Annotated in this window: 19 protein-coding genes and 1 riboswitch; of the genes, 10 read left to right on the top strand and 9 right to left on the bottom strand. The window is 70.6% G+C overall.

The window, feature by feature from the left end:
* Positions 1-5: 5 nt before the first annotated feature.
* The 4 genes from ICN82_RS03675 to ICN82_RS03660 are packed head-to-tail and all read right to left on the bottom strand — an operon-like array spanning position 6 to position 4,482.
* Positions 6-875, bottom strand: a complete 870-nt coding sequence (locus ICN82_RS03675; protein ID WP_193179729.1) for an amidohydrolase family protein — start codon at positions 873-875, stop codon at positions 6-8.
* Positions 875-2,824: a TRAP transporter permease gene (locus ICN82_RS03670; RefSeq protein WP_193179728.1), complete on the bottom strand. Its 1,950-nt coding sequence runs from the start codon at positions 2,822-2,824 to the stop codon at positions 875-877. Before ICN82_RS03670 ends, ICN82_RS03675 begins: the two co-directional genes overlap by 1 nt.
* A 37-nt stretch (positions 2,825-2,861) precedes the next feature.
* A complete protein-coding gene (locus ICN82_RS03665; protein ID WP_330998957.1) occupies positions 2,862-3,788 on the bottom strand; it encodes a TAXI family TRAP transporter solute-binding subunit in 927 nt (308 codons plus the stop codon).
* A 31-nt stretch (positions 3,789-3,819) separates the two neighbouring features.
* A complete protein-coding gene (locus tag ICN82_RS03660) occupies positions 3,820-4,482 on the bottom strand; it encodes a TetR/AcrR family transcriptional regulator (RefSeq protein WP_193179726.1) in 663 nt (220 codons plus the stop codon).
* A 141-nt stretch (positions 4,483-4,623) separates the two neighbouring features.
* Positions 4,624-4,842: riboswitch (cobalamin riboswitch) on the top strand.
* 52 nt (positions 4,843-4,894) lie between these two features.
* Here ICN82_RS03660 and ICN82_RS03655 point away from each other — a divergent pair.
* From ICN82_RS03655 to ICN82_RS03645, 3 genes are read left to right on the top strand one after another with little or no spacing between them, the layout of a single operon-like run.
* Positions 4,895-5,938 (top strand): ABC transporter substrate-binding protein, encoded by a 1,044-nt coding sequence (locus ICN82_RS03655; protein ID WP_193179724.1) that lies wholly within the window; start codon positions 4,895-4,897, stop codon positions 5,936-5,938.
* The gene (locus ICN82_RS03650) at positions 5,935-6,990 is read left to right on the top strand and encodes a FecCD family ABC transporter permease (RefSeq protein ID WP_193179722.1); all 1,056 of its coding nucleotides are present in this window, start codon (positions 5,935-5,937) and stop codon (positions 6,988-6,990) included. Before ICN82_RS03655 ends, ICN82_RS03650 begins: the two co-directional genes overlap by 4 nt.
* A complete protein-coding gene (locus ICN82_RS03645) occupies positions 6,987-7,739 on the top strand; it encodes an ABC transporter ATP-binding protein (RefSeq protein WP_193179720.1) in 753 nt (250 codons plus the stop codon). The genes ICN82_RS03650 and ICN82_RS03645 overlap by 4 nt, the downstream gene beginning before the upstream one ends.
* A gap of 24 nt (positions 7,740-7,763) precedes the next feature.
* On the opposite strand, the gene ICN82_RS03640 is transcribed toward ICN82_RS03645, so the two are convergent.
* Positions 7,764-8,066 carry an SH3 domain-containing protein gene (locus tag ICN82_RS03640; protein WP_193179718.1) on the bottom strand — a complete coding sequence of 101 codons (303 nt, stop codon included), beginning with the start codon at positions 8,064-8,066 and terminating at the stop codon, positions 7,764-7,766.
* A gap of 152 nt (positions 8,067-8,218) precedes the next feature.
* Complete coding sequence (locus tag ICN82_RS03635) at positions 8,219-9,475, bottom strand: ABC transporter substrate-binding protein (protein WP_193179716.1); 1,257 nt, start codon at positions 9,473-9,475, stop codon at positions 8,219-8,221.
* A 143-nt stretch (positions 9,476-9,618) separates the two neighbouring features.
* On the opposite strand from ICN82_RS03635, the gene ICN82_RS03630 reads away from it, so the two are divergent.
* The 7 genes from ICN82_RS03630 (at position 9,619) to ICN82_RS03600 (ending at position 18,497) form a co-directional block, all read left to right on the top strand.
* On the top strand, positions 9,619-12,171 hold the full coding sequence (locus ICN82_RS03630) for a hypothetical protein (RefSeq protein ID WP_193179714.1): 2,553 nt from the start codon (positions 9,619-9,621) through the stop codon (positions 12,169-12,171).
* Positions 12,172-13,254 (top strand): beta-galactosidase BglB, encoded by a 1,083-nt coding sequence (gene bglB / locus ICN82_RS03625; RefSeq protein ID WP_193179712.1) that lies wholly within the window; start codon positions 12,172-12,174, stop codon positions 13,252-13,254.
* A 25-nt stretch (positions 13,255-13,279) separates the two neighbouring features.
* Positions 13,280-14,371 carry an ABC transporter ATP-binding protein gene (locus ICN82_RS03620; protein ID WP_193179710.1) on the top strand — a complete coding sequence of 364 codons (1,092 nt, stop codon included), beginning with the start codon at positions 13,280-13,282 and terminating at the stop codon, positions 14,369-14,371.
* A 1-nt stretch (position 14,372) separates the two neighbouring features.
* Positions 14,373-15,407: a carbohydrate ABC transporter permease gene (locus ICN82_RS03615; protein WP_193179708.1), complete on the top strand. Its 1,035-nt coding sequence runs from the start codon at positions 14,373-14,375 to the stop codon at positions 15,405-15,407.
* 1 nt (position 15,408) lies between these two features.
* Positions 15,409-16,452, top strand: a complete 1,044-nt coding sequence (locus tag ICN82_RS03610; protein ID WP_193179707.1) for a carbohydrate ABC transporter permease — start codon at positions 15,409-15,411, stop codon at positions 16,450-16,452.
* A gap of 1 nt (position 16,453) precedes the next feature.
* Positions 16,454-17,485 carry a LacI family DNA-binding transcriptional regulator gene (locus ICN82_RS03605; protein ID WP_193179706.1) on the top strand — a complete coding sequence of 344 codons (1,032 nt, stop codon included), beginning with the start codon at positions 16,454-16,456 and terminating at the stop codon, positions 17,483-17,485.
* A gap of 106 nt (positions 17,486-17,591) precedes the next feature.
* The gene (locus ICN82_RS03600) at positions 17,592-18,497 is read left to right on the top strand and encodes a LysR family transcriptional regulator (RefSeq protein ID WP_193179705.1); all 906 of its coding nucleotides are present in this window, start codon (positions 17,592-17,594) and stop codon (positions 18,495-18,497) included.
* Here ICN82_RS03600 and ICN82_RS03595 read toward each other — a convergent pair.
* The 3 genes from ICN82_RS03595 to ICN82_RS03585 are packed head-to-tail and all read right to left on the bottom strand — an operon-like array spanning position 18,412 to position 21,441.
* Positions 18,412-18,789 (bottom strand): AtuA-related protein, encoded by a 378-nt coding sequence (locus tag ICN82_RS03595; protein WP_226898268.1) that lies wholly within the window; start codon positions 18,787-18,789, stop codon positions 18,412-18,414. The genes ICN82_RS03600 and ICN82_RS03595 overlap by 86 nt on opposite strands.
* Positions 18,786-20,120 carry an acyclic terpene utilization AtuA family protein gene (locus ICN82_RS03590; RefSeq protein WP_193179704.1) on the bottom strand — a complete coding sequence of 445 codons (1,335 nt, stop codon included), beginning with the start codon at positions 20,118-20,120 and terminating at the stop codon, positions 18,786-18,788. The genes ICN82_RS03595 and ICN82_RS03590 overlap by 4 nt, the downstream gene beginning before the upstream one ends.
* Before the next feature lie 13 nt (positions 20,121-20,133).
* A complete protein-coding gene (locus ICN82_RS03585) occupies positions 20,134-21,441 on the bottom strand; it encodes a CitMHS family transporter (protein WP_193179703.1) in 1,308 nt (435 codons plus the stop codon).
* Positions 21,442-21,481 lie beyond the last annotated feature (40 nt).

Raw genomic sequence — 21,481 nt, 5'->3', positions numbered from 1 at the left:
CCCGGTCAGTCCGCCCAGTAGAGCCGCGTGGGGTTCTCCACCAGCAGCCGGCGCAGCGCCGCGGGGTCGGGCGCGATCTCTGCCAGCAGGTCCACCAGCAGCCCGTCATCGGGCATGTCCTTGCGGATATTGGGATGCGGCCAGTCCGTGCCCCACAGCACCCGGTCGGGAAAGCGCGCGACGAGTTCGCGCGCGAAGGGCACGGCATCGGCATAGGGCGGGCCCGCGCGGGTGATCCGCTCGGCGCCGCAGACCTTCACCCAGAAGCGCGGATCCTCCATCAGGTCCAGCAGCATCCCCCAGGCGGGCTGGTCGAAGCCCTTCGAGGCATCGACCCGGCCCATGTGGTCGATCACCAGGGGCAGGTCGAGCGTCTTCAGCACCGGCGCCAGGGTCTCCAGCCGGTCGGCGTCGAAATGCACCACCGCATGCCAGCCCAGCGGCGCGATCCGCGCGCAGAGCCCGGCCACCGCGTCGAAATCGGCATCGGCGCCCAGATGGGTGACGAAGTTGAAGCGCAGCCCGCGCACCCCGCCCGCATGCAGCCGGTCCAGCTCGGCATCGCCGATCTCGGGTCCGGTCATGGCGACGCCGCGGCAGGTCCCGCCCGAGCGGGCGATGGCATCGAGCATCGCGGCATTGTCGCGCCCGTGGCAGCTGGCCTGGACCAGAACGGTGCGCTGCAGGCCCAGCCGGGCATGCAGGGCCTGGAGCACCTCCCAGGGCGCATCGACCGGGGTATAGGTCCGCTCGGGGGCGAAGGGGAATTGCGCCGCCGGGCCGAAGACATGGCAATGGGCGTCGCAGGCGCCCTCGGGCAGGGCCAGGGCCGGAACCGAGGGATCGGGGTGGAAGGGCAGGTTGTCGTGTCGCATCAATTCGCCTCGGACAGGGTTGCAGCGGGGCGGGGCGCATGGCGCCCGCGCCGGATCAGCAGGAGGGCCACCGCGCCGAGGCCTATGGCACGGGCGGCCAGCGTGACGGGATCGGTCGCCGTCACTGCCGCGGGCCACAGCGTCAGGAGCGCGCCCGCTGCCAGGCCCAGCCGTTCCAGCGGGGCCATCGGCGAGCGGAACCAGCCCGCCATGGCAATGGTCAGCGCCACGGTGCCGATGGTGGCGAAGAGGATGGCCAGCACGATCTCGGGCAGGCTGCCCAGCATCAGCAGCCCCGGCATGGTGACGAAGAGGAACGGCACCAGCAGCTTGACGAAGCCCAGCCGGATCGACTCCACCGCCGTGCCATTGGCCGAGCCGCCCGAGATCGAGGCCGCCGCATAGGCTGCCAGCGCCACCGGCGGGGTGATCGCCGAGACCAGCCCGAAATAGAAGATGAACATATGCGCCACGATCGGCGGCAGGCCGAGCCTTGTCAGCGCAGGCGCCACCAGCACCGCCAGCAGCAGGTAGGAGGCCGAGGTGGGCAGGCCCATGCCCAGAAGGAAGGCGACGATCGCGGTCAGCCCCAGGATCGCCCAGATCGAGGAGCCGCCCAGATCGACGATCAGCCCCGAGAGCATCAGCCCCAGCCCGGTCAGGTTCAGCACCCCGATCACCACGCCCGCCGCGGCCACGGCGGCGACGATGGGCAGCACCGCCAGCAGCGTGTCGCGGCAGATCAGCACCGCGCCGACGGGTCCGAAGCGGCTGTCCTTCCGCCAGGGCGACAGCAGGAGCCCCGCGATGATCGCCAGGACCGCGGCGCGGGTGGGGGTGAAGCCCGCGATCAGGAACCCCACCAGCGCGACCAGCGGCAGCAGCAGGTAGCCGCGTCTCGCCAGCGTCTCGCGCAAGAGCGCGAAGCCCGCCTCGCGGTCGGGTTCCAGCCCCAGCCGCCCGGCCTCCAGCCAGACCGCGACCATCAGCGCCAGCACATACAGAAGCCCCGGCACCAGCGCGGCCAGCGCGATCTGGCTGTAGGGCATGCCGATGATCTCGGCCATCAGGAAGGCGGCGGCGCCCATGACGGGGGGCAGGATCTGCCCGGCCGAGGAGGCGGCCGCCTCGATCGCCCCGGCCAGGTTGGCCGAGTAGCCCGCGCGTTTCATCAAGGGGATGGTGAAGGTGCCGGTGGTGACGACATTGGCCACCGCCGAGCCGTTGATCGTGCCCAGCAGCGCCGAGGACAGCGCCGCCGAGAGGCCCGGCCCGCCGCGGGTCCGCCCGGTCAGCCCGCGGGCGATATCGACGAAGACCTCGCCGGTGCCGACCCGCATCAGCAGGTTGCCCAGCAGCGAGAAGAGGAAGATGTATTCCACCGCCACGCCCATCGGCACGCCATAGACGCCCTCGGTCGACAGCATCAGCGTCGAGCTGAGCCGGTCCAGCCCGTAGCCGCCATGGCCGTAGCGCCCGGGGATCAGGTAGCCGAACCAGGCATAGGCCAGCGCGACGGACATCAGCAGGATCAGCGGCCAGCCGATCTGGCGCTGCACCAGCACGTAAAGCGCCGCCATCAGCCCGGCAAAGCGCCACAGGTCGGGCGGGGTCGACATGGCGCCGCGCATGACGATGTCGGTATACTCCGCCTGGATCGCCAGCCCCGGCAGCACCGCCAGAGGCACAAGAACCCAGCACAGCGCGCGCAGCCAGCGCGCCTCGGCCAGCGCCCCCGCCCCGATCAGCCCCGCCGCGGCGACGGCGGAGAAGAACAGCGCGCGCAGCACATGCGCGGTGATCGTGCCGAAATAGGCGCCCTCGATCACCAGCCAGGTGGCAATGACGGCAAGCAGCGCAACGAGGGCGCCGGCGATCCGGGGCAGGGGACGGCGCGCGTCACCGGCCCCCGGCAGGGCGAGCCTGCCGGGAATGCTTGAAAGATCCACCCTGTCCTCCTGGGGGTCGTGGGGAAAGGCCGCGGGCTCAGTGGCCCGCGAAATAGGCCGCCGCGCCGGGATGCAGCGGGATCGGCGTGTCCGGCGCGGTCCGGAGCGTGATCTCCGCCGCCTGCGGATGCACCCCGGCCAGCTCGTCGAGATTGTCGAAGATCGCGGCGGTCAGCGCCTCGACCATCGCCGGATCGGCATCGGCGCCGATGAAGGCGGTGGCCGGGTCGTTGACCACCGTGACATCCGTGGTCTGGTCGCCATAGGTGCCCGCCGGGATGACATAGGGCTTGTAGAAGGGATAGGTCTCGAACAGGGCGGCGATCTTGTCCTGATCGAGGCTCAGCATCACCATGTCCTTGCGCGCATCCAGGTCGATCAGCGCCGCGGTGGGCGCCCCGGCCAGGACCGCGATCGCGTCGACCATGCCGTTCTCCAGCGCGGTGACGCCCTCGGCATAGGACAGGAACTGCACGTTCTCGGGATCGAAGACGCCATAGGCCTCCAGCAGGCGCTGTGCCAGAACGGCGGAATTCGATCCGGGCGGGCCCAGGTTGATCTTCTTGCCCGCCAGGTCTTCGAAGCCCGCGATGCCGGTGTCTTCCAGCGTCGCCACCTGAAGTGCGGCCGGGTAGAGATAGGCCAGCCCCGCCACCGGCTGCGCGCCGTCGGCGAAGGGGCCCTCGCCCTTGGCCGCCTCGTAGAGCGTCGAGGAGGAGGACAAGCCGAAGGTCAGCTGTCCGGCCGAGACGCGGCGTATGTTCTCCACCGAGGCGCCGGTCACTTCGGCGCGGGCGAAGGCGCCGTCCATGTGGCTGTTGATGACCTCGGCCATGCCGGCGCCGATCACGTAGAACAGCCCGCCGGTGCCGCCGGTGCCGATGGAAATGCGGTCGTCGGCGGCGGCGGGCAGGGCCAGAGAGCCCGCTGCGACCAGCGCGGCGAGAATGGGGGTTGGTTTCACGGATGGTTCCTCCCTGTTCCGTGCAGTGATGTCAGCCCGCGTCCGTCTCCTCCGGGACGAGGGCGAGGAAAGCTGCATGGGCCGCCGCGATAAGCATCGCGATGGCCCGGTCGTGATCGGCGGCATCCTCGGTGCCGTCCGACAGCCGGGCGATCCGCTCGGGATTGACCAGCGTGTAGTAAAGCCCGCCCAGCAGGAACTGCGCCTGCCAGACGATGGCGCCGCGTTCGGCCCCGGGCAGGCAATCCCCGATCGCGTCGAGGAACTGCCGCGTGGTGGCGTCGAAGCTGGCGGCGATGATCCCGCGCACCTTCGGATCGGCCTCGGCCGAGAGCATCGCGCGCAGCCGGGTGAAGCGCGCGCCGCCGCCGGTCTCGTCGCCCGAGGAGCGGAAGGCGGGGATCAGATAGGCGCGCAGGATCGCGGTCAGCCGGTCGGACCGGTCGGCGATCCGCGTGGCCTCGCCCAGCAGTTCGGCGCGGCGCGCGTTCATGGGCCGCGTGTGGCGGTCGTAGATCTCGGCCAGCAGGCCGAACTTGTCCTCGTAATGGTAGATCACGCTGGAGACGGCCACCCCCGCCTCGCGCGCGACCTCGCGCAGCGACACGGCGGAAAATCCGCGTTCCGCGAACAGCCGTTCCGCGGTGTCCAGCACCAGCGGTCCGGTCTGCGTCTGTGCCAGGGGCTTTCGCATCGGGTCCGTCTCCTCCGGGGCCCAGAAACCACGGGACAGGACAGGGTGTCAATAGATTCGGACAAGTGTTCAGTAAAGCGGTTCATCCGTCCGGAATGGCGCCGCGCCTCCGCCCCGGCTTGACAAGTCCCGGCCCGCCGCGGAGGGATGCCCGCGGACGGTTCCCCCGCAGGGGGGATGAAAAGGGAACCCGGTGCCCCGGCCTTCGCGGGCGGGAAATCCGGGACTGCCCCCGCAACTGTAGGCGGCCGTTCCGGCATCTTCGCCCCGCGGGGCGGGCCACTGCATCGCGCGATGCGGGAAGGCCGTGCCGGGACCATGGCCGCGAGTCAGGAGACCTGCCGCCCCGGTGCCGCGCGTCGCGGGCCGGTCCTCATGACCGCCGGACGGGGTGTCCGGAAAAGGAGTGTCGATGATCCTGTCCCGCCGCGGCCCCGGCCGCCTTCTGTGCCTTTCCGCCCTGACGGGGCTGATCCTGCCCATGGCCGCGCTGCGGGCCGATCCCGCGGGTTTCCCGCTGGAGATCGCCAATTGCGGCCATCCGCTGCAGGTCGCCGCCCCGCCCGCCCGCGCCGTGTCGCTGGGCCAGGGCACGACCGAGATCCTGCTGTCGCTGGGGGTGACGGATCGGATCGCGGGCACGGCCATCTGGCTCGATCCGCTGCCCGCGCCGCTGGCGGAGGCGGGGGCGGCGCTGCCGCGGCTGGCCGACAACTCGCCGGGTTTCGAGACTGTGCTGGCGGTGCGGCCCGATTTCGTCGCCGCGCAATGGATCAACGATATCGGCCCCGGCGAGTCGCGGGTCGGCAGCTGGGACCAGTTCGCCGATTTCGGCATCCCCGCCTATGTCTCCCCGGCGGAATGCGCGAAAAGCGCCTTCAACGCCGGGAGCGGCGACGGCGCGCGGTCGCAGGCCTGGGACATGGCGCTCTTGGAGCAGGAGATCGCGGAACTTGCCGCCATCTTCGACCGGCCGGAGGCGGGGGCGGCGCTGATCGCGGCGAACCGCGCGCGCATCGAGGCGGTCACGGCAGGGGCGGAGGCGCTGCGCGGACGGGATGTCTCGGTGCTCTACTGGTTCTCTTCGCCGCGGATCGAGGGCGAGGCCTATGTCGCCGGCCGGCTCGGCGCGCCGGGCTGGATCTCGCAGGTGACGGGGCTGCGCAACGTCATCGACTCGCAGGAGGAATGGCCGCTGGTCGGCTGGGAGACCATCGCCGCGCTGGATCCGGACGTGATCGTCCTGGGCCGGATGGAGCGGCGCAGCCTGCCGGGCGACGACGTGGCGGCCAAGCGGGCCTTCCTGGAGCGAGATCCGGTGGCCTCCCGGCTGAGCGCGGTGCGCGAAGGCCGGCTGATCGAGATGCCCGCCCAGTCGATGAACCCCACCCTGCGCGCGGTGGACGGGGTGGAGGTGCTGGCCGCGGGGCTGCGCGACCTGGGCCTGGCGCCATGAGCCTTGCCGCCGCGATGCGGCGCCTGCCCGCCGGGGGCCTGTCGCTGGGACTGGCGCCGGTTCTGGGCGCGGCGGCGGCGATCCTGGCCGTCGCGCTCGCCGCGGCGCTGATGCTGGGGGATGTCCGGGTCGGGGCGGCGGATGTCGCGGCGACGCTGGGCAACCGCCTGCTGGGCCTGTCGCTGCCGGTCGATCCGATCCGCGAGGGCATCATCTGGCATTACCGTGCCAGCCGCGCGGTGGTGGCCATGGCCTGCGGCGCGGCGCTGGCGGTCTGCGGCGTGGTGCTCCAGGCACTGCTGCGCAACCCGCTGGCCGAACCCTACCTGCTGGGCATCTCGGCCGGGGCCTCGGCGGGGGCGGTCTCGGTGATCGTGCTGGCCGCGGGGGCGGGCCTGCTCGGCGTGCCTGCCGGGGCGCTGGCGGGGGCGGCGCTGGCCTTCGCGCTGGTCGGGCTGCTGGCCTTCGGCGCGGGCGGCGGGACCGAGCGGATCATCCTGGCGGGGGTGGCGGGGTCGCAGCTGTTCAATGCCGCGACCGCCTTCATCGTCGCCTCCTCGGCGGATGCCGAGCAGACCCGCGGCATCCTGTTCTGGATGCTGGGCAGCCTCGGCGGGGTGCGCTGGCCGGATGCGGCGCTGGCGGTGCCGGTGGCGCTGGCCGGTCTGGGACTGTGCCTGTGGCGGGCGCGGGCGCTGGATGCCTTCGCCTTCGGCGAGGATGCCGCCGCCGCGCTGGGGGTGGAGGTGGTGCGGCTGCGCGCCGGGCTCCTGGCGCTGACCGCGGTGCTGACCGCGGCGGTGGTCAGCCTGATCGGCGCGGTGGGCTTCGTCGGGCTGGTGATCCCCCATGCGATGCGCTTCCTGGTGGGGCCGTCGCACGGGCGGCTGATCCCGGCCGCCGCGCTGGCGGGGGCGGTGTTCCTGACCGGGGCCGACGTGCTGTCGCGGCTGGTGCTGCCGGGGCAGGTCCTGCCGGTCGGGGTGGTCACTGCGCTGTTCGGCGCGCCGGCCTTCGCGCTGATCCTGTGGCGCTCGCGGGGGCGGCGATGAGCCTCTCGGCCGAGGATCTGCACTGGGCGCCCGGGGGCGTGCCGATCCTGCGGGGGGTCACGCTGCGGCTGCCCGGACGCGGCGTGCTGGGGCTGGTGGGGCCCAACGGCTCGGGCAAGTCCAGCCTGCTGCGGCTGATGGCGGGGCTGCGCCGCGGCACGGGCGGGGCGGTGCTGCTGGATGGGCAGCCCATGGCGCGGATGCGCCGCCGCGATGTCGCCCGCCGCCTGGCGCTGGTGGAACAGGATGCCGCGACCGCCTCGGCGCTGAGCGTGCGCGAGGTCGTGGCGCTGGGGCGGCCGCCGCGGCGCGGGGCCTGGGCGCCCTGGTCGGCGGCGGACGAGGCGGCGGTGGCGGCGGCGCTGGCACGCGCCGGGATGCAGGGCCGCGGCGACCAGCCCTGGGCGACCCTGTCGGGCGGCGAATGCCAGCGCGTGCAGATCGCCCGCGCCCTGGCCCAGGAACCGCGCGAGCTGCTGCTGGACGAGCCGACCAACCACCTGGACATCCGCCATCAGCTGGAGCTGCTGCGGCTGCTGCCGCATCTGGGGGCCCGCGTGGTGGTGGCGCTGCATGACCTGAACCAGGCGGCCGCCTTCTGCGACGAGATCGCGGTGATGCAGGATGGCCGGCTGGTGGCGCAGGGGCGGCCCGCGCAGGTGCTGGATGCCGGGCTGATCCGCGACGTCTTCGGGGTCGAGGCCCGGATCGAGCGGTCCGGGGCGGGGCTGCGCATCGCGTTCTTCTAGCGCCGGACCCGCTGCGGGCGGCGGCTATTTCTTGCGCAGATACGCCCAGGAGACATAGCCGGAAACCTCGCGCGCGCGATCCAGCGAGACGCTGCACCAGCGCGTCGGGCCGGTCTGCTGGCAGCTATGGACGCGCAGGACGGTGCCGTTGGGCAGGCCGAGAAGCACGTTATAGCCCGTTCCCGGCCCGGCGCGCATCTTGAGCATGTCCTCGCCCTCGACGCCGGCCACCTCGTAGCGGCCCATCGAGGCCGCCATTGCCGGAACCGGGGCGATCGCCGCGCCCAGCAGGGAGGCCGCCACCGCGGCAAGGAGGGTTCTGCGCATCGGGGACTCCTGTCTGCTGTCCGTATCTTCTGCCTCGGGCCGATCCTAGCGCGGCGGCGCGGCGAAAGAAACAGGCGGCAGGCGTCCGGATGCAGGGCGGGGCGGGTGCGGAGGGGCACCCGCCCCCGGACGGCCGAAGGGAAGGGCGGCCGTCAGTTGCTCAGTTCGGAATCGATCGTGGCGATATCCGAGGCCAGGCGGTCATAGGTGTCCTCCAGGGACAGTTCCCCGACGATCAGCTGCGACATGCGCTGCACGATCGCGCCCTGCACCGCCTGGATGCCGGGGAAGGCCGACCAGTCGCGGATCTCGTCGGTGACCTTGGGGGCATTGCGGGCGAAGACCTTCATCGCCGCGGCGGCGCTGGGATCGTCGATCTGGTACGCGAGATCGTCGATGGCGGCGCCGGGGATGATGACGAACCGCTCCGCCAGCGCGCGCACGACCTGTTCGGAGCCGAGGAATTCCACCAGCTTCGCCACCGCCTCGGGATGGTCGGTGGTGTTGAAGGCCGCCAGGAACGTGCCGCCCGGCATCGGGATGCAGCCGCCGTCGCCGCAGGGCGCGTCCAGCACCGTCCATTCGAAATCCTGGCCGATCTTGGCCCTGAACGGGTTCACCATCCAGTTGCCCGCGAAATAGGTGGCCACGTTCGCATCGACGAATTCATCGCCCATGTTCTTGTAGCGCGACCCGCCCGCGGCGCCCCACATCTCCTTGGGGAAGGCGCCTTCCCGGGTCCAGCGATACATGTCGGCGATATAGGCCTTTGCCGCCTCGTCGGGGAAGGTCAGGTGGCCGTCCACCGCGTAATGCGCGCCATAGGAGAAGGCCGGGCCGGTGAAGCGGTGGCCGGAGCGGTCCATGGTGAAGGGGATGTCGATGCCGGTGGCCTCGGCGACGCGCTGCGAGGCCTCGACGATCTCGTTCAGCGTCGCGCCCGCCTCGGGCAGGGGTTCGCCCGCCTGGTCCCACAGCGTCTTGTTGACGAAGGGCAGGTTCAGCGTCTGCGACAGCTGGAACCCCCCGATCTTGTCGGCAGGCGCATCGGCGGTCTTCAGCAGGTTCAGCGTGCTGCCATGCAGCGCGGCGAACCCGTCGGGATCGGCCATGTAGGGGCGCAGGTCCAGCGTGTAGCGCATCAGCCCGTGATCGGCGATCTTGGCCAGGTCCGGCCCCTCGCCCACGGCCAGCTGCAGGGGCAGCTGCTCGACCAGCTGCGAATAGCCCGCGGTGATGAATTCCACCTCGATATCGGGATTGGCGGCCTCGAACTCCTCCAGCAGCGCGCCCATCCTCTCGATATAGGCGGGGTCGTCATCGGTGAAGGCGAAGCTGATCGTGTCCTTGGCCAGAGCCTGCCCGGCAATCAAGGCCAGGGCGCTCGCGGCGGTCGCAAGCTTGAGCATGGTATCCTCCCTATTCCTCCCGGTTGCGCAAAAAGTTTCGCAACGCATCTGGACAATTGTGCAAGTCTGTGGCTCTGTCAACGCCGATATGAGGCTGAATTGCCGTTTTATCCGGAATATCAGGCCTCGGGAGGAGAGGATTCGTGCAGCACGTAGAGCAAAAAGTTGCGCAACATGGCGCAAAGCCGGTCTGGTGGCCGCTGGAGGAGGGCGCCGCCGTGAACCGCTGGCTGGTCACCCCGGCCGCGCGGGAGATCTTTCCCGGCACGGCGCGGGTGCATCCCGACCAGGTGGATTACCGTTTCGTCAATGGCTGGGTGGCGACCGGCGACCTGCCCTGCCGCGAGGCCTTCCGCAAGATCCTGCCCGGGCTGGATCCGCAGATCCCCGCCGCGGAGAGCTTCTCCGAGGTCTATCTGGGCGGCGAGAATCCGCGGGTCGATTTCACCACCTTCTGTTTCCGCCCCACCCGCATCGCCCGCTTCGCCCGCGCGCTGATCCGCGCCGAGGAGGCGCAGAGCGTCACCTTCGAGATCGAGACCTGCGGCGTCGTCCATCTCTGGGCGGGCGAGCGGCTGGTGGCGGTGCATGCGCCGCTCGACCGCAACATTCCCCACAAGGCGCGGGTCGCGGTGGCGCTGCCCGCGGGGGTGACGGCGCTGACCGTGCGGATCGAGGACCTGCATGAGCGCGATACCAGCTGCTTCTTCCGGCTGGGGCTGGTCGCGGGGCAGGGCCTGTCCGCGGGTCTGCAGGCGGCGGTCGATCCCGAAAGGCTGCGCGATGTCGAGAAGACCCTGGCCGCGCTGCGCACGACGCGTCTGTTCCACGAGGAGGGACAGCTGGCGGTGGTCTGTGATCACACGCCTGCCGAGCCGGTGGAGGTGATGCTGCATGACGGGCAATCCGCCGATGGCAGCGCGACGATGAACGTGCTGGCCGACCGGCTGCCGCTGAAGGCGCCGGTGCGGTTCACCGTCACCCGCGCGGGCGAGGTGCACCGGCTGTTCGATGTCGCGGGGATCGCGCCGGGCTGCTATGCGCTGGTCTTTTCCGTGCAGGCGGGGGCGGTGCGGCTGGACGCGTCGCTGGGCACCACGATCATGGGCGAGGTCGCGCGGCTGGAGGGCGCGACGCTGGCCGAGCGCAAGGCCCGCGCCCGCGCCCGCATCGCCGCCGAACCGGGCACCAGCATTTCCCGCGCGCTGCTCCTGCTGCGCGAAGGGGGCGATGCCGGGGAGATCGAACGCATCTTCCGCCACACGATGCGCGGCATCAATGACCGGCATGACTGCGCCGATTTCTGGATCCTGCCGCTGATCTGGGCCTGGCGCGCCCATGCCGGGACCGGGGTGGCGCAGCCGCTCTGGGACGAGGTGCGCCGCGCGATCCTGGATTTCCGCTACTGGCTGGACGAGCCGGGCAATGACGTGATGTGGTTCTGGAGCGAGAACCACGCCTTCTGCTTCCATGTCGCGCAGTTCCTCGCGGGGGACACCTTCCCCGACGAGGTCTTCCCCAATAGCGGCCGGAGCGGCGCCGGGCATCGCGAGGCCGCGCGGATCCGGCTGGGGCGGTGGTTCGACTCCGTCGAGGATCACGGGCTCGCCGAGTGGAATTCCTCCTGCTACTACCCCATCGACCTCCTGGGGCTGTTCACGCTTGAGGCCTGCAGCCCGGATGCCGATCTGAAGGCGCGGGCGAAGGCGCTGATCGACAGCATCTTCGTGATGACCGCGCTGCATTCGGTCGACGGCATGCCGGTGGGCAGCCAAGGCCGGGTCTACGAGAAGGAGCTGTTCGCCGGGCCCGCCACCGAACTGGGCGCGGTGGCGGCCATCGCCTTCGGCGGCATCTGGTGCCCGGGCCATGAACGCGCCGCGGCGCTGTTTGCCGTGTCGGATTACGCGCCGCCCGCCGCCTGCGACGCGCTGCACCGGCTGGAGGGCCATGACCGGCTGGAGGCGCGCTATGTCCAGGGGCTGAACCAGAACGCCAAACTGGCGCTGTGGAAATCGGCCGCGTCGCAGCTGTCGGCCGTGACCGGCCACCGCACCGGCGATCCGGGCCACCAGCAGCATGTCGCGGAAATCCAGTTCGCCGCCCATCCGCTGGCGCGCACATGGATCAACCATCCCGGCGAGCTGAAGGTCTGGGGCGGCGGGCGGCCCTCCTACTGGATGGCCAATGGCGTCGTGCCGCGGGTCTGCATGGAGGGCAATGTCGCGGCGCTGGTCTATGACCTCGACCGCCACGATCATCCGGTGCGCTTCACCCATGCCTTCGCGCCCGCCGAACTGCTCGATGACTGCATCGAGGACGGCCAGTGGCTGTTCCAGCGGGCGGGGGAGGGCTATGCCGCGCTCTGGGCCTCGGCGCCGCTGGAACGGCTGGAGACCGGCCTCTACAAGGGCCAGGAATGGCGTGCCCATGCCGCGCAGGCGGGCTGGCTGATGGTGGCCGGATCGGCGGCCACCGATGGCGGGTTCGCGGCGTTCTGTGCCCGCGCCCGGGCGCTTGCCCCGGTCTTCGACGCGGCCGCTCTGCGGCTGGACTGGCAAGCCGGGGGCGCGACCCTCTCCGCCGATTTCGCGGCCGGGCTGCTGCGCGACGGCGCGGCCGTGCCCTTCGCCCCCCTCTCGATCACCCCGCATGCCGGTTTCGACGGCGCGCCCCTGACAGCTGTGGAGTTCTGAATGACCTATCACGCCAATCTGGATACCGCCTCTGCCATCGCCGCGCTGTCGCGCGGGTTCCGCAGGCTGAAGGGCATCGGCGACGAGGGCGCGGCCCCGGGCGACGAGATCGATTTCGACGAATGGGACTGGGAGGTCGGCGTCGGGCTCTATGGCGAGTTCCGCCGCGCCGAGGCCGAGGGCGACGAGGCGGCGATGGACCGGCTGGCGCGCTGGTACGACCGCCAGATCGCCCGCGGCCTGCCGCGCCGCCAGGTCAATTCCACCGCGCCGATGCTGGCGCTGGCGCTTCTGGCCGAACGCCGCCCGCGCGCCGACTGGCAGGCGCTGATCGCCGACTGGGCGGGCTGGCTGCACGAGGAGATGCCCAAGACCGAGGAGGGCGGCTATCAGCACACGGTCAAGGAACGCGACAATGACGGCCAGCTCTGGGACGACACGCTGGTCATGGCGGTGCTGTTCGTGGCGCAGGCCGGGCGGATCTGCGCGCGCCCCGACTGGATCGAGGATGCGCATTACCAGTACCTGACCCATGTGCGGTTCCTCGGCGACCGCGAAAGCGGGCTGTTCTATCACGGCTGGACCTTCCACGGGCGCCACAGCTATGCCCGCGCGCTCTGGGCGCGGGGCAATGCCTGGGTGACGATCGCCATTCCCGAACTGTTCCGCATCTGCCCGCCGCAGGGCGCCGTGGCGCGGTTCCTGCGCGAGGTCTACCTGACCCAGGTGCGCGCGCTGGCGGTGCTTCAGAATGACGAGGGGCTGTTCCACACGCTGCTGGACGATCCCGGCAGCCCGGTGGAGTCCTCGGGGACCGCCGGCATCGCCTATGGCGTTCTGGCGGGGCGGCGCGAGGGGCTGATCGGCGCGGAAGAGGCGCGGATCGTGGAACGCGCGCTGCCCGCGATCCTGTCGCGAATCGACGGCGACGGGTTCCTCGGCGATGTCTCCGACGGCACGCCGATGGGCCACACGCTGGAATTCTACCGGCAGATCCCGAACCTGCCGACCCCCTACGGACAGGCATTGGGGAGCCTGTTCCTGATGGAATACGACCGCGCGCAGGCCGCGTCCGCGCGCTGAGCACGCAACAAGGGAGGAGACGGAAATGGCATCCATCCGGATGGACGGGCTGACCAAGGCCTATGGCAGCGTCGAGGTGATCCACGGCGTCGACCTGGATATCGAGGAGGGCGAATTCGTCGCCCTCGTCGGCCCCTCGGGTTGCGGCAAATCCACCATGCTGCGCATGATCGCGGGGCTGGAAAGCATCAGCCGCGGCGAGATCGCCTTCGACGGCGCGGTGGTCAACGACATGACGCCCTCGGAGCGGGGCATCTCGATGGTGTTCCAGAGCTATGCTCTGTATCCGCATCTCACCGTGCGCAAGAACCTGTCCTTCGGGCTGGAGAACCTGCGGATGAAACGCGCCGAGATCGATGCGCGCGTGGCCGAGGCCGCGCGGATGCTGGAGCTTGACGCCTATCTCGACCGCAAGCCCAAGGCCCTGTCCGGCGGCCAGCGCCAGCGCGTCGCCATCGGCCGCGCCATCGTGCGCCATCCCAAGGTGTTCCTCTTCGACGAGCCGCTGTCGAACCTCGACGCCAAGCTGCGCGTCCAGACCCGCGGCGAGATCACCCGCCTGCACCGGCAGCTTGGCACGACGATGATCTACGTCACCCATGACCAGGTCGAGGCGATGACCATGGCGGGCAAGATCGTCGTGCTGAACGGCGGCCGGGTGGAGCAGGTGGGCCGTCCGCTGGACCTGTTCGAGCGGCCCGCCAACCTGTTCGTCGCGGGCTTCATCGGCAGCCCGCGGATGAACCTCTATGACGGGCAGATCACCGGCATCGAGGGCGGCATGGCGCGGATCGCCTCGCCCGAGACCGGCGAGCTGCTGGTGCCTCTGGGCGATGCCGCCGCCGGGCGGGAGGTCAAGATCGGCCTGCGCCCGTCGCATTTCGCCGTCGGCCCCGAGGCGGAGGGATCGCCCTTGATGCTGGATGTCGACCAGGTGGAGAGCCTCGGGCACGAAACCTACCTGCATGGCCGGCTGAACGGGTCGCAGGGCACCACCATCGTCCATGTCCAGAACCACCTGGAGGCCAGCCCCGGCGACCGCATCCCCGTGCGCCCGCGCGAGGGCCATGTCCACCTGTTCGACGCGGCCGGCGGCCAAAGCCTGGGGAGGGGATGAGATGACCGCCACCGATGACGGCTATGCCCGGACCGCGCGCGCGGCTCCGGCCCGCCCCGGCGCGCGCGGCGACCGCCTGCTGGAGGCGGTCATGGCGCTGGTGGAATGGCCCTTCACGCGGCTCCAGCGGCTGATCGGCCTGCGCCGGATGCCCTGGGTCTTCGTGCTGCCCAACATGGCGCTTTTCACCATCTTCGTCTTCATTCCCGTGCTGCTGGCGATCGGCTATGCCTTCACCGGCGGCACGGAACTCCTGCTGTGGAACCGCCCCTATGTGGGGTTCGAGAATTTCTCGCGGCTGCTCAGCTGCGGCAGCTATCTCGACCCCGCCACCTGCGAGCTGGACCTGTTCTGGACCGCCGTCTTCAACACCACCTGGTACACGGCCTTCAATGCCACCGGCACGCTGGTCGTGTCGCTTGTCACGGCGCTGGTGCTGAACCGGCTGACCCGCGGCAAGGCCTTCTTCCGCGCCATCTTCTTCTATCCGGTGCTGCTGTCGCCCGTCGTGGTGGCGCTGGTCTGGAAATGGTTCCTGGCGCGCAACGGCCTGCTGAACGCGGTCTTCGCCGACCTGATGGGCGACCGGGTGATCTTCCTCCTGGAAGTGCTGTGGTCGCGGTTCTGGGTGGTCTATGTCTCGATCTGGTTCCACATGGGCTTCTATACGCTGATCATCCTGGCGGGGCTCCAGGCGATCCCGCGCGACATCTACGAGGCGGCGCTGATCGACGGCACCTCGCGCTGGCGGCAGTTCTGGCGGCTGACGCTGCCCTTGCTGATGCCGAACCTGCTGGTGGTGCTGGTGCTTCTGCTGATCCGCTCGGTGCAGGTCTTCGACGAGGCCTGGGTGCTGACCGATGGCGGCGGGCCCGGCACGTCCAACACCTTCCTCGTCCAGTTCATCTACGAGACCGCCTTTGCCACCGATGTGCGCCTCTACGGGCTGGCCTCGGCCGCCTCGGTGCTGATGGGGCTGGCGCTGCTCGTGCTCACGCTGGTCCAGCTGTGGCTCGGCAAGAAAGCGGAGAATTGACATGACCGGATTCCTGACCCGGACCCGCGGCAAGACCCGCATGGACGTGACCGACATCCTGGCCTTCGCCTGGCTGATCCTCGGCACGCTGGTGATCGCCATTCCCATCGGCTGGGCCTTCCTGTCCTCCTTCAAGCCCGAGGCCGAGATCAACAGCTTTCCGCCGACGCTGATGCCGCGCGCGGCCGAGACGCTGGTGATCGAGGGCTATGACGATCCGCTCCCGGCCTATGCCTGGACCGACGAGACCGGCGAGACCCGCACCGTCGGGCTGATCCGCCGCATCGGGCTGAAGGCCACGGTGGTCGATCCCGACACGCCCGGCGAACGGCTCAGCGTCGATGCCGCGGCGATCGAGAAACGGACCGAGATCCGCCCCGAATGGTCGAACTACACCGACCCGCTGGAGCGTTTCGCCTTCCTGACCTACCTGAAGAACTCGGTCTTCGTCACCGTGGTGGCGACGGTGATGACGCTGGTGCTGAACTCGATGGCGGCCTTCGCGCTGTCGAAATACCGGTTCCGCGGCTCGACCACGATCTTCGTGCTGATGCTGTCCACGCTGATGCTGCCCCTGTCGGTCATCATGGTCCCGGCCTTCATGGTGATCGTCGGGCTGAACCTGGCCGACAACCTGTGGGGGGTGATCTTCTCCACCGTGGCGACGCCCACGGGCGTGTTCCTCTTGCGCCAGTACATGCTGACCATCCCCGACGACCTGATCGAGGCGGCGCGGGTGGATGCGGCCAGCGAGTTCCGCATCTACTGGCGGATCATCTTGCCCCTGTCGGCGCCCGCGCTGGCGGTCCTGGCGATCTTCTCGGTGATCTGGCGCTGGAACGACTTCCTGTGGCCGCTGATCGTTCTGTCGAGCCCCGAGAACTACACGCTGCAGCTGGGTCTGAACGCCTTCCAGGGACAGTTCACGGTGCAATGGCACTACATCCTGTCGATGACCGTGGTGGCGCTCCTGCCGGTCACCCTTATATTCCTGTTCCTGCAAAGGTACATCACCGAAGGGGTGGCCAGTTCCGGAGTGAAATGACGTGAGCCTTAAGAACATCGCCCAGGCGGCCGGGGTCTCGGTCAGCACGGTCAGCCGGGCGCTGCAGGGCAGTTCCCGCATCTCCGAGGAGAAGCGGCGGGAAATTCTCGAGATCGCCCGGGCGCAGGGATATATCGACACCCGCCTGCGCAAGGCCACCCAGGCGGGGCTGCATTCCATCGTCCTGGCGATGCCCGAGGCGATGCTGCAGGCCTCGGAAACCAACTTCACCTCCTGGCGCATCCTCGAGACGCTGCGCCGGGAATGCGCCAGCCGGGGGATCCGCGTCGATCCGGTGATCTCGCCGGGCGACCGGCTGGATCCCGACCGGGTGATGGCGGGGATTGCCGGATCGGATGCCGAGGCGATCGTCGTGCATTTCGACGAGAACCCGGCGCTGATCGGGCGGCTGGCCGAGGAGGGGCGGCCCTCGGTGCTGCTTTTCGGGCTGGATCCGTCCTCGCGGATCAGCTCGGTCGGCATCGGCAATACCTATGCCACGGCGCTGGGGGCGCAGCATCTTCTGGATCTGGGCCATCGCGACATCCTGCTTCTGTCCTGGCCGGGGCGGTTCACCATCCGCCGCCGCGAGGCGGGGTTCCGCGAGGCGATGCGCGAGGCCGGGATCGGGGATGCCGGGATGCGCATCCTGCGGCTGCCGGGCTTCGCCCCCGAGGACGTGGATCGCGGCTTCGGCGCCTGGCTGGCCGAACAGGGGCCGCGCCTGCCGGTGACGGCGGTGCTGTGCCTGTCCGACAATATCGCGATCCGCGCGATGCAGTGCCTGCGCCGCGCCGGGATCGACGTGCCGGGCGAGGTGTCGGTGATGGGGTTCGACGACAGTTTCGCCGGGCAGATGTCGGATCCGCCGCTGAGTTCCATCCGCCCGCCGCTGGAGGATATCGCCATTACCGCGCTGGAGGAACTGGAGCTGGCGCTGCGGCGGCCCGGCAGCCACCTGGCCCGGCGCATCGAGCTGGGCTGCCAGATCAGCCATCGTGACAGCTGCGCCGCCCCGCGCGGTCCCGCCTGAGGGCGGCCCCCGGCCGGGGGGCGTTCGCGGCTTGGATCTTCCGCGCGGACATGCGACCTGCGTGGCGGCGCGGCCCGCCCGCGCATCCGATCCGCAGAGGCCCCCCATGCGCTACCCGCCCAGCACCAAGCAGGTCCTCGTCTTTCTCGCCGTGGCGCGCCACCTGAAATTCCTGGCCGCGGCGGAGGCGCTGAACATGTCCCAGCCCGCCGTCACCGCGCAGATCCTGGAACTGGAACGCAATCTGGGGCTGCGGCTCTTCCACCGGACCAAGCGCGAGGTGGCGCTGACGCCGGAGGGGCGCGACCTGGTGCCGATGATGGCCCGCATCGCCGAGACGCTGGAGGCCGTCGTGGAGGCCAGCGAGGAGCTGGGCGCCGGACGGCGCGGACGGGTGCGGATCGCGGTGCTGCCCTCGGTCGCCGCCTCGATCCTGCCCGGGGCCATCGCCGGGTTCCGCGCCGCGCATCCGGGCATCGAGATTGCCGTCGCCGATGTGCTGGCCGAGGAGATCCTGGCGCTGGTGCGGTCCGGCGAGGCGGATTTCGGCATCGGCCCCCGCGCCGGCGCCGACCGGTCGATCGTCGCGGAGACGTTCCTGACCGACGAACTCTGCGCCTTCATGCCCGGCGACCATCCGCTGGCGCGGGAGGAGGCGCCGGATCTGCGCCGCTGCGCCGGGTTCCCGCAGGTGGTCACCACCCAGGGCAGCTCGGTGCGCGGCCTGCTGGAGGCCGCGCTTGCCGCGGAGGGCGCCCGGATCGAGATCGCCCTGGAAGTGGCCTACATCTCCACCGCGCTGGCGGCCGCGCGTGCCGGGCTGGGCATCGCCATCCTGCCGCGCAGCGCCGCAGAGGCCGGCAATGCCGCGGGGCTGGCCTGCCGCCGGGTGGGGCCGGGAGGTCTGCCGCGGCAGTTGCAGATCCTCACGCGGCGGGGGCGGGACCTGACGGTGGCGGCGGGGCTGCTGCGGGACTGGCTGCGCGCGGATGCGGCGGATCGGGCAGGGTGATGGCCAGCATCGCCGAGGCCAGGCACTTGCCATGGGCGTCAAGCGCCAGCGACACCGTCACCCCGCCGCCAAGCGCATGGCGCAGCACGAAATTCAGCGCGCCGAGGCTGTCCAGCTCATAGCGTTCCACCCGCCCCGCCAGCACCGGGGCGAAGGTCTCGGCCACCAGCGCGGCGGTCAGGTGGTCGCGCAGGAAAGGGTAGTCGGCGGGATCATGGGCGATCACCGAGATATTGGAATGGTCGCCCTTGTCGCCGGTTCGGGAATGGGCGATGTCGCGCAGCTGGATCATCCGGTCACCATGGTCATCTGCGGGCGGGCGGCCTCCCGCGGAACAAGGGCCGACAGCATCGCCACGATGCGTCCGCCCGATTTCACGGCGCCGCCGCCCGAGGCGGGACCGTTGGTGTAAAGCGCCTCGACCTCGTTGCCGATGCGGGCGGCCTCCGCCGCCGTGGCGCAGCGCCCGGCGACGCGCAGCCGCACCTCCGAGGGCGCGCCGCCCGCGGCCATGCCCGGAAGGATCGCGTCCATGCCGATCAGGTCGAAACGGAGCTCCTCCGCCTGCACCCCGACGAGGGCGAGGCGCTCGCGCACGATCTCGCGCGCCAGTTCCGCCCGCGCCAGCGCGTTCGGCCCGGCATAGGAGATCTGCCCCTCGCCGCGCCATCCCGCCACATAGCCGACGGAGGCCTTCAGCCTGGCGGGGCGCTCGCGGCCGGTGCCGCCCTCGATCCGCACCCGGTCGGGGCCTGCCGCGGTGACGCAAAGGCCGGTGAAATCGGCGGTGACATCGGGGGTCAGATAGGCGGCGGGATCGTGCACCTCGTAAAGCAGCTGCTCCTTCACCGTGGCGGGGGTGACGATGCCGCCGGACCCCGCGACCTTGGTGATCGTGCCGTTGCCGTCGGGATCCACCTCGGCCAGCGGAAAGCCCAGCCGGGCCAGGCCGGGGACATCCTTCACCCCGGGATCGGCGAAATAGCCCCCCGTCACCTGCCCCGCGCATTCCAGCAGGTGGCCCAGGATCGTGCCGCGCCCGAGCCTCTCCCAGTCATCCGCCGCCCAGCCGAATTCGTGGATCATCGGCGCAAGGAACAGCGAGGGGTCGGCGACGCGCCCGGTCAGCACCACATCCGCCCCGGCCGCCAGCGCCTCCACCAGGGGCGCCGCCCCCAGATAGGCATTCGCGGAAACCAGCCGGTCGCCCAGCTCGGCCGCCGGGCGGCCGGTCTCGGTCAGGACATGTCCGCCCGCGACGAGTGCCGCGCGCATCTCGTCGCCCGAGATCGCGGCGACCTTCAGCCCGGGCAGGCCGAGCTCGGCCGCAACCCCCAGCACGGCGCGGGCGGCGGCCTCGGGATTGGCCGCCCCCATGTTCGAGATGATGCGGATCCCGTTCTGGCGGCAGGCGGGCAGGACCGCGCGCATCCGCGCCTCCAGCAGGGGATCGTACCCCGCCTGCGGATCGGCCAGCCGCGCCTCCTGGGCGATGGCGATGGTGCGTTCGGCCAGGCATTCGAAGACCAGGTAGGAAATCCCGCCCTTCTCGGCCAGCTCGACCGCGGGTTCGATCCTGTCCCCCGAATAGCCCGCCCCGGACCCGATGCGCAGAATGGTCATTGCCGTCTCCTTCTCAGATCGAGATCGCGCCGGTCGCCACGGCGGCGGCGGTCATCACCAGCGAGATCGCCCAGAGCCAGCCGAAGGTGAATTTCTGATGCTCGCCCAGATCGATTCCGCACAGCCCGATCAGCAGGAAGGTCGCGGGCGTCAGCGGGCTGACCGGGAAACCGGTGGTCATCTGCCCCATCATCGCCGCGCGGCCCATCTCCTCGGGGGCCACGCCCAGCACCGCGCCCGCCTCCGACAGCACCGGCAGGATGCCGAAATAGAAGCTGTCGGGATCGAAGAGCAGGCTCAGCGGCATGGCGAAGACCGCCAGCACGGCGGGCATCCGGTCGGCATGGGCCTCGGGCACATGGGCGGCGGCGAAATCGGCCATCGCGGTCAGCATCCCGGTGCCCTTCATGATGCCGATGAACACCCCCGCCGCCAGCAGGACCGAGGCCATCATCAGCGCCGCGGTGGCGTGGCTGTCGATGCGTTTGCGCTGTGCGGCGACATCGGGATAGTTCACGATCAGCGCGGCGATGGTGCCCAGCATGAAGCACAGGACCGGCGCGGCCAGCTCGGCGATCATCGCGCCCAGCACCGCCAGGATCAGCGCGATATTGACCCAGAAGAGCCCCGGCCGCGCGGTCTCGCGCGGGCCGGTCGCCGCCCCGGCGCCCGCGCCCGTGCCGGCGAAGGCCGAGGGGATCCCCGCGGCCAGGCGGCGTTCCTCGCGGCGGCCCAGATACCAGGCGAAGCCCGCCACGGCGGCCAGCCCCGCCAGCTGCACCGGCACCATCGGCATGTAGAGCGTGCCGATCTCCAGCTGCAGCGCGCTGGCGGCGCGCAGGGTCGGCCCGCCCCAGGGCAGCATGTTGGCCGTGCCCGCCGCCATCGCCACGGTGCAGGCCAGCACGCGCCGGTCGATCCCCAGCCGGTCATAGAGCGGCAGCATCGCGGGCACGGTGACGAGGAAGGTCGAGGCGCCCGAACCGTCGAGATGCGCGATCACCCCCAGCACGGCCGTGCCCAGGACGATGCGCGCGGGCCGTTCGCCCACCCGTTTCAGGATCGCCGCGACGATCGGGTCCAGCGTGCCGGCATCGGTCAGGACGCCGAAGAACAGGATGGCGAAGACGAACATCCCCACCACCGGCGCGATGGTCCGGATCCCGTCCAGCGCGAAGCCTCCGGCCTCGGCCATGCCGAACCCGGCCAGCAGCGCGCCGAGGATCGGCACGAGGATCAGCGCCGCCATCGGCGACAGGCGTTTGGAAAGAATGCCCGCCAGCACGATCGCGATCGTCAGCAGGCCCGCAAGTGCAAGCATGGTCGTCCTCCCTCCGGGCGCGCGGGCCTGGCCGCGGCGC

This window comes from Mangrovicoccus algicola (assembly GCF_014903745.1).
Classification (GTDB): Bacteria; Pseudomonadota; Alphaproteobacteria; order Rhodobacterales; family Rhodobacteraceae; genus Mangrovicoccus; species Mangrovicoccus algicola.
The sequence above is the reverse complement of the archived record's forward strand: the minus strand, read 5'-3'. Positions and strand labels throughout refer to the sequence as shown.